General features: G+C 40.5%; 10 protein-coding genes. 3 read left to right on the top strand and 7 right to left on the bottom strand.

Annotated features, from left to right (window positions below; translation table 11 throughout):
- Positions 1-6 precede the first annotated feature (6 nt).
- Positions 7-1,662: a M56 family metallopeptidase gene (locus ACXZ1K_RS16275; protein WP_458970736.1), complete on the bottom strand. Its 1,656-nt coding sequence runs from the start codon at positions 1,660-1,662 to the stop codon at positions 7-9.
- The gene (locus tag ACXZ1K_RS16270) at positions 1,662-2,030 is read right to left on the bottom strand and encodes a BlaI/MecI/CopY family transcriptional regulator (RefSeq protein WP_458970735.1); all 369 of its coding nucleotides are present in this window, start codon (positions 2,028-2,030) and stop codon (positions 1,662-1,664) included. Before ACXZ1K_RS16270 ends, ACXZ1K_RS16275 begins: the two co-directional genes overlap by 1 nt.
- A 144-nt stretch (positions 2,031-2,174) precedes the next feature.
- Between ACXZ1K_RS16270 and dprA the strand changes: the two genes are divergently transcribed.
- On the top strand, positions 2,175-3,272 hold the full coding sequence (gene dprA, locus ACXZ1K_RS16265; RefSeq protein WP_458970734.1) for a DNA-processing protein DprA: 1,098 nt from the start codon (positions 2,175-2,177) through the stop codon (positions 3,270-3,272).
- Positions 3,273-3,425: 153 nt separating this feature from the next.
- Complete coding sequence (locus ACXZ1K_RS16260) at positions 3,426-4,787, top strand: pyridoxal-phosphate dependent enzyme (RefSeq protein WP_458970733.1); 1,362 nt, start codon at positions 3,426-3,428, stop codon at positions 4,785-4,787.
- Between the two features lie 61 nt (positions 4,788-4,848).
- Here ACXZ1K_RS16260 and murA read toward each other — a convergent pair whose 3' ends face one another.
- The 4 genes from murA to ACXZ1K_RS16240 all read right to left on the bottom strand — a co-directional run bounded on the left by murA (position 4,849) and on the right by ACXZ1K_RS16240 (position 9,983).
- Complete coding sequence (gene murA / locus ACXZ1K_RS16255) at positions 4,849-6,174, bottom strand: UDP-N-acetylglucosamine 1-carboxyvinyltransferase (RefSeq protein WP_458970732.1); 1,326 nt, start codon at positions 6,172-6,174, stop codon at positions 4,849-4,851.
- Between the two features lie 36 nt (positions 6,175-6,210).
- Positions 6,211-6,882 carry a DUF4290 domain-containing protein gene (locus ACXZ1K_RS16250; RefSeq protein ID WP_458970731.1) on the bottom strand — a complete coding sequence of 224 codons (672 nt, stop codon included), beginning with the start codon at positions 6,880-6,882 and terminating at the stop codon, positions 6,211-6,213.
- Positions 6,883-6,917: 35 nt separating this feature from the next.
- A complete protein-coding gene (locus ACXZ1K_RS16245) occupies positions 6,918-9,203 on the bottom strand; it encodes an ATP-dependent helicase (RefSeq protein ID WP_458970730.1) in 2,286 nt (761 codons plus the stop codon).
- A gap of 171 nt (positions 9,204-9,374) precedes the next feature.
- The gene (locus ACXZ1K_RS16240; RefSeq protein WP_458970729.1) at positions 9,375-9,983 is read right to left on the bottom strand and encodes a PRC-barrel domain-containing protein; all 609 of its coding nucleotides are present in this window, start codon (positions 9,981-9,983) and stop codon (positions 9,375-9,377) included.
- A 370-nt stretch (positions 9,984-10,353) separates the two neighbouring features.
- Between ACXZ1K_RS16240 and ACXZ1K_RS16235 the strand changes: the two genes are divergently transcribed.
- Positions 10,354-10,593 (top strand): hypothetical protein, encoded by a 240-nt coding sequence (locus ACXZ1K_RS16235; protein ID WP_458970728.1) that lies wholly within the window; start codon positions 10,354-10,356, stop codon positions 10,591-10,593.
- 263 nt (positions 10,594-10,856) lie between these two features.
- Here the strand turns inward: ACXZ1K_RS16235 and ACXZ1K_RS16230 are convergent, their stop codons facing one another.
- Complete coding sequence (locus ACXZ1K_RS16230; RefSeq protein WP_458970727.1) at positions 10,857-11,480, bottom strand: carbonic anhydrase family protein; 624 nt, start codon at positions 11,478-11,480, stop codon at positions 10,857-10,859.
- Positions 11,481-11,518 lie beyond the last annotated feature (38 nt).

Below are 11,518 nucleotides of genomic sequence, written 5' to 3'. Positions count from 1 at the left end.
ATATAATTAATTCTGTTTTCTTGGATCTGGCTCTATTGTTGGTGGTGGAGGTAGTTTTTTAGTGGTGGCGTCTTTAGTGAAAAATTCACCGCCCTCAAGTTCAAAAACACCATCTCTTGCAGAATCCCCGTACTTCGCAATTGCAGCTGTATTATTTTTTGGGGTTACTTTAACCGATTTTGCTTTGAAAGTTACTGATTTACCTTCCCCAGGATTTACTACGGTAATTTGTCCATTGTTGATGTAGAGTGGATGTGGGCCAATATCAGTGATCGACTGGAAGTCATTACCTTTAACGTCGGGATGGTCTTCTATTTTCTCTATTGGTTTAACTATTGGCGGAGGAAATTTAACGGTTTCCAACTTAGGAGCTAATGGTGGCTTACCTGGGGTTGGCAACTTGCGCGCATTCTTGGGAGGGATAGGGGGCGGAAATTTAACCACTTTCACAATAGGCGGCGGAAATTTAATGGAAATCTTCGCGTTTTTTCCAGTAAATTCTAAAGCTCCCTTTGATGCGCGCTTTCCATATTTTGCTGTGCCCTCAGCGCTGCTAAGCTCTTTTACCTCATCATAGTCTTGAACAGAAACGAAATTTCTCGCGGTTGAAACTTTTCCATTAATAACTACCAGTTTAACCGGCCGTGTACCATTTACTGAGCCGTCATTCATACTTTCGATTGGATAGACCTTTTTCTTATCCTGTTTTATCTCCTGTGTTGGCACTTGTTTACGCTCCTGATTTACAGCTGTTGTCTCCATTTCTGCCTTCTTTGAATAAAGGTCGATAACGGCATAGTCTTTTGTAAACGCCAGGGTTGAAGTGCAAAGCATTCCACCCATAATTGGGAAAACGTACAGGAGCCGGAGCCTGGCCCGTCCTGCCGATTTGGTTTTGTTTAACATATTGATTCTTTTTTTTAATATGGATTTATTGAACATTTGACTTGCAAGAGGATTGGGGAATGACCCAAATGAATTGTGAATAAGGAACATGGCATAGTCGTGTTTTGCTAAACCCCGGTTGATGGTCGACTCATCGGCGATATATTCATGGATAATCTTAATGTCCTTCTTCATGAACCAACATATTGGATTAAACCAGTTTAAAATGAGCAGCATTTCAAAAAAGAGGATATCAATGCTATGCTTTTGCTGGATATGGACCAGTTCGTGTTGAACAATAATATGTTGCTTTTCTGTTTCAGGGTTGATAAACAGGAAATTAAAAAAAGAGAAAGCAACATCTGAATCCTTAAAATGTATATAAACCACATTATCTTTTCGGATTTTGTTTGCTTTAGCAGCCATCCTAATAATTCGGTAAAAACTGCCGAGCAGCCGGATCAGTAAAAATCCTGCAATAAGCAGGTAGGAAAAGAAAAGGATGTCTCCGGTCGTTAGCGTGGGTACAGGCACAGTAACCGGCAGCATTTCACCGGTGTATATAATACTAACCTGATCCTGATGTACAACAGGATTAACTAAGCTGTGCAGATACCCTATTTGTAACAAAGGTAATAAAAAAGCCAGTACTGATGTAATCACCAGGTAATACCTGTTCAATTGATAGAAGGTCTCCCGCTGTAGCAGCAGCAAGTAAAAGCCATAGAAGACTGCCAAATACAAATTGGCTTCCAATAAATAATACAACCAGTTCATCACTTCTTGTTTTTAAGTTTTTCAGCCAGTTTTATTAGCTCGTCCAGCTCCTCCATGTCCATGTTTTTCTCCTGTACCAGGAAAGAAACCAAGCTCTGATAGGAGTTTTCAAAATAATTGTTCATCACTTTATCAAATGCAAAGTGTTTATACTGCTCTTCCGTAATCAGCGGGAAATAGACGTGGGTATTGCCAATGGCCTTATGATCAATAAATCCTTTTCCCTCTAAGACACGTATAACTGTCGAAACTGTGTTGTAAGCGGGCTTTGGCGGCAACATCTTGTCAATCACCTCTTTAACTAAACCTTCTTTCATTTCCCATAAAATGAGCATTACCTGCTCCTCCGCTTTTGTAAGTTCTCTCATACCTGATTTAATAACGTTAATTAAAGTTACTACTATTTTTATAGTTTGCTAACTATTTTAATAGTTTTATTTTATTGTATTGAATGTCAGGGTAATAAAATTAATTTCTTGGCTTTTTAAATTCAGGAAACAGAGGTTTGTACCATGAGTATAATCCACAAAGTAGCTTTAACACTTATTAATTCCGTAGGTCACGTTACGGCTAAAAATCTATTGGGACATTTTGGTTCGGCAGAAGAAGTTTTTAAAGCAAACCGAAAGCAATTACTAGAAGTCCCGGGAATAGGAGAGGTCACCGCCACAGAAATCTTAAATAGCGATGCGCTCCGACTAGCCGAGGAGCAGTTGAACTTCTCCAGCAAGCATGATATAGCCGTACTCTTTTTTGGAGAGAATAATTATCCAAGAAGGTTGATGGAATGTGCAGATGCTCCAATTTTACTTTATTACAAGGGTAATGCTGATTTAAACCACCATAGGATCGTCAGTGTAGTGGGTACAAGAAAGGCAACCAGCTATGGCAGGTATTTATGTCAGCAGCTCGCTGAGGTGCTCTCAGCGCATGATGTTTTGATTATTAGCGGACTAGCCTATGGCATTGACATCGCTGCTCATAAAGAGAGCTTAAATTTCAACATTCCCACTGCAGGGGTTTTGGCGCACGGTCTGGATCGAATTTATCCGCAATTGCACCAAAACGTTGCTAAAAAAATGGTGTTGAACGGAGGATTAATTACCGAGTTTCCGTTATCTACCAATCCAGACAGAGAGAATTTTCCGAAAAGAAACCGGATTATTGCAGGTCTCGCAGATGCCACAATTGTAGTCGAAGCTACGCTAAAAGGCGGCGCACTGATTACTGCAGACATCGCAAATTCTTACAATCGCGATGTATATGCATTTCCGGGTAGAACGACCGACGAATTCTCTGAGGGTTGTAATTTCCTGATTAAAACCAACAGGGCGGCGCTAATCAATCACGCTAAGGACCTTGTTTATTACCTGGGATGGGATACTACAGATCATAAAGGCAATACAAGTACTGCTCAAATTCAATTGCCAATCGGACTTAGCGAAGAAGAACACCATATTATAGATTTATTGAAGCTTTCATCCGCCCGCATAGATGAGCTTGCTATTAAAACTGCCATGCCCCAAAGTAAACTCGCTATGCACCTCCTCAATCTGGAAATGCAAGGCATTCTCGTATCGTTGCCAGGCAAAGTCTACAAGCTCAATTAATATAGTTCTAACCTTACCGTTATATATATCTGTTTTATAGTCTATAAATCCAGTAGAATAAAATAATATTTGTCAAAAGGAGGTGATTTAATATTATATTTTGATTATGTTATTGAAAATAAAATAGTGATTCGTATTACCTATTTTTGCATCATGTGGTACAATAATATTTTAGAAACAATCGGCAATACGCCCTTGGTAAGACTTAATACCATTACCAAGGAAATATCAGCAACAGTGCTGGCGAAGATTGAAACTACAAATCCGGGCAATTCGATAAAAGACCGGATGGCAATAAAAATGATTGAAGATGCAGAACGGTCCGGGAAGTTAAAACCAGGGGGAACTATCATAGAGGGAACATCTGGAAATACAGGAATGGGATTGGCAATGGCGGCAATTGTAAAGGGCTACAAATGTATTTTCACGACTACCGATAAGCAATCCAAAGAGAAAGTTGACGCGCTTCGTGCCTTTGGTGCAGAAGTGATTGTTTGCCCCACTAATGTGGAGCCTGAGGATCCGCGTTCTTACTATTCCGTATCATCAAGATTAGAACGGGAAGTACCAAACTCCTGGAAACCTAATCAATATGATAATTTAGCCAATTCTCAGGCACACTACGAGCAAACAGGTCCCGAAATCTGGGCGCAAACTGAAGGAAAAATAACCCATTTGGTAGTAGGAGTAGGTACTGGTGGTACTATTTCCGGTACTGGAAAATACCTGAAAGAGCAAAATCCAAATATTAAAGTTTGGGGGATTGATACCTACGGCTCAGTTTTCAAGAAATACAAAGAAACCGGCATACTCGATAAGAACGAAATCTATCCTTACATCACAGAGGGCATTGGCGAAGACTTCCTTCCAAAAAACGTCGACTTCGATATTATAGACCTGTTTGAGAAAGTTACCGATAAGGATGCGGCCCTGATGACCAGGGATATTGCCCGTAAAGAAGGAATTTTTGTGGGCAACTCAGCCGGCTCCGCAATCGCGGGGTTACTGCAGCTAAAAGACAAGTTGAAACCAGAGGACGTGGTTGTCGTCATATTTCATGACCATGGCAGCCGTTACATGGGCAAGATGTACAACGAAGATTGGCTAAGGGAGCGCGGTTTCCTAAAGGATGAGAAACTTACTGCTAAAACCATTATCGCGAAGAAAGACAAAACTGAAATTGTAACCATAGATTGCGAAAAGACGCTTTTAGAAGCCATTAATACCATGCATATGCTTAACATTTCACAAATACCTGTTACTCAAAAAGAAATGGTTGTAGGTAAACTTGCGGAAAGTGATATCCTTAAAGCACTAATGGAAAATCCTTCCTTGAAGTCCGCAAAAGTTCAGGAAATTATGTCGGCCACTTTCCCATTTGTAGATTTGAATACATCGATAGACAGGATTTCGAGCTTAATAAATAAAGAAAACAGCGCGGTACTTGTGGAGGATGAGCATGGAAAAATAGCGATCATCACACAATATGACATCATCAATGCCATATCAGCATAAAATATGGGCTAACTAAAAAATCCCGGCAAGTGCCGGGATTTTTTTATTGATAATAACTGGATTAATGGCTGGGAGCAGAGGCTTCAACCCGTTTAATCTGGGCTCCTAATGCCCTAAGTCTGATGTCTATATCCTGATAACCCCTCTCAATCTGCTCTATATTAAATATAGTAGATTTACCTTCGGCAGATAAAGCCGCAATCAAAAGAGATACCCCGGCACGAATATCAGGAGAGGTCATGCTAATTCCCCTAAGTTTGTACTGCTTATCAATTCCATTTACCGTAGCCCTATGCGGATCACAAAGGATAATCTGAGCACCCATGTCAATTAGCTTGTCTACAAAAAATAACCTGCTCTCAAACATTTTTTGGTGAATCAATACATTACCCTTCGCCTGTGTGGCTACAACTAAAACAATACTTAACAAATCCGGAGTAAAGCCTGGCCATGGAGAATCTGCAATGGTTAACATAGAGCCATCTATAAATGATTCAATTACATAATGCTTTTGCGAAGGGATATAAATGTCGTCACCTTTCAGCTCAAATTTAATACCTAGCTTTCTGAATACATCGGGAATCACTCCAAGTTCAGAATAGCAAACATTTTTGATGGTGATTTCAGATTCTGTCATTGCGGCAAGGCCGATGAAAGAACCAATTTCAATCATATCAGGCAGCATGCGGTGTTCGGTGCCACCTAATTTTTCCACCCCTTCAATATGTAATAAATTAGAACCTACTCCGGTAATTTTAGCACCCATTCTGTTCAGCATTTTACACAATTGCTGTAAGTAAGGCTCGCAAGCTGCATTGTAAATGGTAGTAGTCCCTTTGGCAAGAACGGCTGCCATAACTATATTAGCTGTACCCGTTACCGAGGCTTCATCCATTAAGATATATGCACCTTTTAAGTTGGTGGCATCTACATTAAAAAACTCTTTTTTATTGTCGTACACAAACTTGGCACCCAGCTTTTCAAAGCCGATAAAATGTGTGTCTAATCTTCTCCTTCCAATCTTATCCCCACCCGGTTTAGGGATCGCGGCAGTACCAAAACGACCCAATAACGGGCCGACAATCATAATTGAACCCCTTAGTCCGCCCCCTTTGGCTTTAAAAGCATCAGATAAGAAGAATTTAAGATCTATGTTTTTAGCTTCGAAGGTATAAGTGTCTTTTGAAAGGCGTTCTATATGCACACCCATATCGCCCAATAGCTCAATCAGTTTGTTAACATCCTTAATGTCAGGAATGTTACTGATGGTGATTTTCTGGTCTGTTAATAAAACAGCGGCTATAATCTGCAAGGCCTCATTCTTTGCCCCCTGGGGATGAATTTCTCCTTTTAGCTTCTTTCCACCAATTATTTCAAATGCATTCATATGATAAATAAGTATCTGGTTATTAAATTGGTAAAATTAGTGCCTTTGCTTTGGGTTATTGTTGCGCTGCTGTGGGCGATTATTACTGTTGTTCTGGCGACCTTTTCCGCCGTTGTTCCTTCCGCGGTTGCTTTTTTCCGGTCTAATTGCCGCTGGTTTAAACTCAACCTTGGCTAAATTGACATTCTCATCCAATACCAGCTCTCCATTGGAAAGCTCACGCAAATTTTTAATGATGGTTTCATCAGCTACAGTGTCTTTATTCCAGGTAACATAAGCCATTTTCATGAAATTGGCTATACCCTGTACCATTGCAGCCCTGCGCTCAGGCTCGTCTACCGCTTTGGCTTTCTCAATCATTACTTCTACAGTTTTGCCGTAATGCTTGTACTTGATGCGTTGTTGCGGGTAACCAATATGTTGCGGCCTAATAGCGGCAGCTTCAGGAGTAGGTTTTGGATAGGGAGAGTCCACTTCAATTTTATACCCGGAAATGATGTGAAGGTGATCCCAAAGTTTATGTTTAAAATCTGCAACGTCCCTTAAATGAGGGTTTAAGAAACCCATTAGGTCAATTACAGCTTGTGCATATTTATTACGTTCTTCAAGATCCGGTAATTCAATAATGTACTTCACCATGTTCTGTACATTACGTCCGTATTCGGCAAGAATCAGGTCGTTTCTTGTGGTATTATATTCAAAATTCATCTACAATTATTTCTATGAATGTACTCGTTTATCTTTTATCTAACAATTCGCAATTTAGCAAATTTTAATAACAACTGCTTGTTGCCTAAACCCTGGAAAAATACAGTTGCTTTCACATCAGGAAGCGCACCTTCCAGGTTTACAATTTTACCGAAGCCAAACTTTTCATGTTCAACATCCATACCATTTTGAAAGGCATTGGCCGCATCGGCAGTAAAACCAGGCGTAGGCACGTGGGCCTTAGGTAAAATAGACGTTGTTTTAGGTCGCTGTACCGGTGTGCGTGCTGCTGCAGGCGCAGGCGTTTCACGCTGTTGGGTCCAGCTCCTTCGTTCCGTGTCAAAACTATTGTCGCCCAGTACACTCTTGGCAGGTTTTACTATTTCCAGCTCCAGGTAGCGGGCATTAATTTCGTTAATAAATCTGCTGGGTTCGCAGTTGGTTAGGGTACCCCAGCGGTATCTGGATGTTGCATAGGTGATGGTCAACTTTTTTTCTGCCCGTGTTATTGCTACATAAAATAGCCTCCTTTCCTCTTCCAGATCAGTTCTTGAGTTTAAACTCATCTGCGAAGGGAAGAGATTTTCTTCCAAACCTACTATAAATACATTTTTAAATTCCAGTCCCTTGGCCGAATGTATGGTCATCAATGAGACAGTATCCCTGTCCTTATCATCCTGCCTGTCATCGTTGGTCAACAAGGCAATATCCTGCATAAAAATAGCCAAACTACGGTCTTCAATATCCTCGCGTTCCGCAAATTCTTTAATACCATTTAACAGTTCCTGTATGTTTTCATACCTGCTACGGCCTTCAATACTGTCGTCAGTATGCAGTTCCTTTAATATTCCAGAATGTTGTGCAATATAAAGGGCGGTTTCGTAGGCGTCCAGTTTTTTAGATTCAGCAGCAAAGCTTCTGATCAACATAGAAAAATCATTCAGCTGATTGGCAATTCTGCCTTCAATGTATTGCTGAGGGGCACAAATTACTTCCCACATGGTGATGTTGTGCTTATCGGCAGCAACAATGATCTTTTCAACAGTAGTATCACCGAGGCCCCTGCGCGGATAGTTGATCACCCTTTTTATGGCCTCTTCATCTGCCGGGTTAAAAGTTAACCGGAAATAGGCGATCAAGTCTTTAATCTCTTTACGCTGATAGAAAGACAAGCCACCATATATTTTATAAGGCACATTCAGCTTCCGTAAAGCTTCCTCCATAGCTCTGGACTGCGCGTTGGTACGGTACAAAATTGCGAAGTCGTTGTAGTTATATCCTTTAGAAGTGCGCTCCTGTACGATCGCTTCAGCTACTAGTTTACCTTCTTCATTATCCGTAAAAGCACGTTGGACTTTTATCCTGTCGCCCACCTCATTGTCAGAAAATACGTTTTTCTCCAATTGGTTTTTGTTATTGGCGATAATGCTATTGGCAACCTCAACTATATTTTGAGTAGAACGATAATTTTGCTCCAGCTTATATACTTGCAAATCAGGGTAATCGCGTTCAAAATTTAAGATATTCTGAATGTTTGCTCCTCTAAAAGCATAGATACTTTGTGCATCATCACCTACCACGCAAATGTTTTGGTAGGCTGCGGCCAGCTTCTTAACAATGGTATATTGCGAAAAGTTAGTATCCTGATATTCATCCACCATCAGGTATTTAAACTTTTGCTGGTATTTATTAAGTACATCCGGATGCGTTTTAAGCAGCACATTGGTTTTGAAGAGTAAATCGTCAAAGTCCATTGCCCCGGCTTTAAAGCACCTTTTGGTATATGTTTCGTAGATGGAACCAAGCAATGGCCGCTTGTTGCTGATGTCCTCAGATTGTATTTCGGCACTTTCCAGATATTCAGAGTAGGAGATCAGGTTGTTTTTGGCCGACGAAATCCTGTTGTAGACGAAATTGGCATTATATAACTTATCGTCCAGTTGCATTTCTCTTAAAATAGACCGCAGCAAACTTTTGCTGTCATCTGTATCGTATATCGTAAAATTAGACGGGTAACCAATCTTCTCAGCTTCAACACGTAGTATTTTGGCGAAAACCGAGTGGAAGGTGCCCATCCAGATGTTTTTTGCTTCTGCCCCAACCACCTTCATGATACGCTCGCGCATGTCTTTTGAGGCCTTATTGGTAAAAGTAAGTACCAGTATATTAAAAGGATCTATCCCTTTTTCAATTAAATGAGCAACCCTATAAGTAATTACACGAGTTTTACCAGAACCGGCACCAGCAACTATCATTGATGGTCCCTGTGTGTTTTCTACTGCTGCGCGTTGTTGGGGGTTTAAACCTGCTAAATAATCCAAAATCCGTCCTTGTTGTTCTGTTAGAGATCTGTTGTCGTCTAGAATATAAAATTTCTAAGGTCACAAAACTACAGATTTTTCAGGTTAGTAGCACCTTGGAGCGGCAAATATGTGAGTTACTTCAGGCTGACTGTACTGAAAAAGGCAAGGGAACTTAGATAAAAAATCAGATTAACTATGGCCAGGAAAATCTTCAAGCTGATCGTCGGATGCCTTTTCGTGTCTTGATCTTCTGACCAGTTCGTGTATCACCTCCCGCTGTTCAGTTCTTTGTGCAGGATCAATGCCAGCAGTATGATTTGGACCACCACGTTGATAGAATCGACCCCTGTCAAAGTGATGATGGTCATAAAATTTCTGTTCATCTAGCTCTTCAATGGTATCCTCTAGTCGCAATGCGGCTGGACTCCCGATAATAGATCGAATGCGGATTTCCAATTCCTGACTTAGTTCCTCATCGCCATATTCCGGCAGTAACTGGTACTGATCCACATGCAAACCTGGCAGTGTAACCTCGTCGTCACTGTCGTGTAAGTGCGCTATACCAAGCGGAATCATCACTTTTTTATCATCCAGGTTCATACCGTTGTCGGTCAGGTCTACAATTAAGTAGCGCACCGCATTCGTTTCCGGATCGAAAAGCAATTCTGCTACTTCACCTATAAATGTACCTTGTTCGTTTTTAACTTCCCAGCCAATCAGGTTGGGTTGGCCCTCCGCTATTTGAAAGTCGCTTTCAGATAGTGGCTGCAAGCGTGTATATTTATCTTTTCCCATCATGATTTATTGTGAATTTACCACAGAATCTGCCGGTGCCCGGTCAGTACTTGGGGTTGTGTCGTTAAATACGCATTGTTTTAATACCGTTCCTGCAAGCAGTACAAGCAACACTACTATTAATATCCATAGCCAACTGGGCCTTTTTGGTTTACGTTCTACTTCTAAATGTGCCAAGGGTAATGTTATTAAGTTTCTTTTACAACAGCACAAAGACAGAAATGTTTAAACTGCCTATCATGTTTTCCAGGTAAGAAATACCCGGCTAATCTGCATTTATACTTGTTATTGTTTTAATGCAAACATAATTACGATGAGCTGCTTATAAGTTTAGCAACTACTATTATTAATTTATTAATTAGAAATTATGAACATGGAAAATCAAGAGAACCAAATGGAAGAGCCAGAAATTATCAACCCGGAACAGTTTCAGGTTGGCCGCGCACCTATAGATGAGAAGGTCGAAGGTCAGGAAGATGCTGAATTTGCGGAAGAGGAAGGAAGTTTTGCTGACGAAGAAGTTTCTTTGCTCGAAGAAGACGTTGAGGTGCCAGACCAAGAAGATGTGGAGGAAGACCTGGACGCTGAAGTAGACGAGGAGGATCAAGCCTAAACAATGCCTGATTCTAAAGCACACATCTAAATAACCCATTTTATCAAATATTTTTAATGATAAATTGGGTTAAGTAGAATCTTTACAATTAGCAATTAGTATTTGGATTCGATTATCAATATTATCTACATTTGTCCCGAGAGCGTTAATTTAGACGGGGGAGTTTGGGTCTTTTCAAAGACTTTTTCCCCCGTTTTTCTTTTACCGCCAACCCGGCTTAAACCGCTTTCAACTATTGAATTCCCCAATGTAACGTTTGTTCGTTAATCAAAAAAAGTCACTAAGCCGGTTTCCACATCATAGTTTCCACCTATTATTTTTATGCTTCCCTGTTGTTCCAATTCGGCCACTATAGGGCTTTCCCGTCTAATCCTGTCTATTGTTAAATTAACATGGATGTCGGTAACCTTATTCACAAACTCCTCATTTGTACCAGTCCTGTTCTCTGTAACGCTTTTTTCATGTACAATTGCAGGCTGTATCTTATTCAGCAGCGTAGTCAGGTTTCCCAATTCTACATGATTACAAGCGCCAACAATGGCTCCGCATTTGGTGTGCCCAAGTACCACAATAATTTTGGTTCCAACTACCTTTGTCGCAAATTCCATGCTGCCCAAAATATCCTCATTCAAAACATTTCCGGCAATACGTATACTAAATACATCGCCAAGCCCTTGATCAAAAATGAGTTCTGCCGAAGTTCGGCTGTCAATACAACTTAAAATTGTAGCGAAAGGAAATTGACCGGCCGAAGTTTCATTAACCTGTTGTAGAAGGTTTCTATTGGCTTTTAAGTTATTCACAAATCTTTCGTTGCCCTCTTTCAGTATCTGCAGAGCCGTTTCGGGATTTAAACTACTTTGAGTTTCTTTAGAATGTGTACGCATAGCTTTAATTAAATTGGTAGAATGAATATAAAACAACA

The sequence above is a fragment of the Pedobacter jaeyakensis genome, from assembly GCF_054461315.1.
The sequence above is the reverse complement of the archived record's forward strand: the minus strand, read 5'-3'. Positions and strand labels throughout refer to the sequence as shown.

What these genes read in the sequence shown, in the direction of transcription:
- ACXZ1K_RS16275 (WP_458970736.1), bottom strand. Translation starts at nt 1,662, where the DNA reads ATGAACTGGTTGTATTATTTATTGGAAGCCAATTTGTATTTGGCAGTC.
- ACXZ1K_RS16270 (WP_458970735.1), bottom strand. Translation starts at nt 2,030, where the DNA reads ATGAGAGAACTTACAAAAGCGGAGGAGCAGGTAATGCTCATTTTATGG.
- dprA (WP_458970734.1), top strand. Translation starts at nt 2,175, where the DNA reads ATGAGTATAATCCACAAAGTAGCTTTAACACTTATTAATTCCGTAGGT.
- ACXZ1K_RS16260 (WP_458970733.1), top strand. Translation starts at nt 3,426, where the DNA reads ATGTGGTACAATAATATTTTAGAAACAATCGGCAATACGCCCTTGGTA.
- murA (WP_458970732.1), bottom strand. Translation starts at nt 6,174, where the DNA reads ATGAATGCATTTGAAATAATTGGTGGAAAGAAGCTAAAAGGAGAAATT.
- ACXZ1K_RS16250 (WP_458970731.1), bottom strand. Translation starts at nt 6,882, where the DNA reads ATGAATTTTGAATATAATACCACAAGAAACGACCTGATTCTTGCCGAA.
- ACXZ1K_RS16240 (WP_458970729.1), bottom strand. Translation starts at nt 9,983, where the DNA reads ATGATGGGAAAAGATAAATATACACGCTTGCAGCCACTATCTGAAAGC.
- ACXZ1K_RS16235 (WP_458970728.1), top strand. Translation starts at nt 10,354, where the DNA reads ATGGAAAATCAAGAGAACCAAATGGAAGAGCCAGAAATTATCAACCCG.
- ACXZ1K_RS16230 (WP_458970727.1), bottom strand. Translation starts at nt 11,480, where the DNA reads ATGCGTACACATTCTAAAGAAACTCAAAGTAGTTTAAATCCCGAAACG.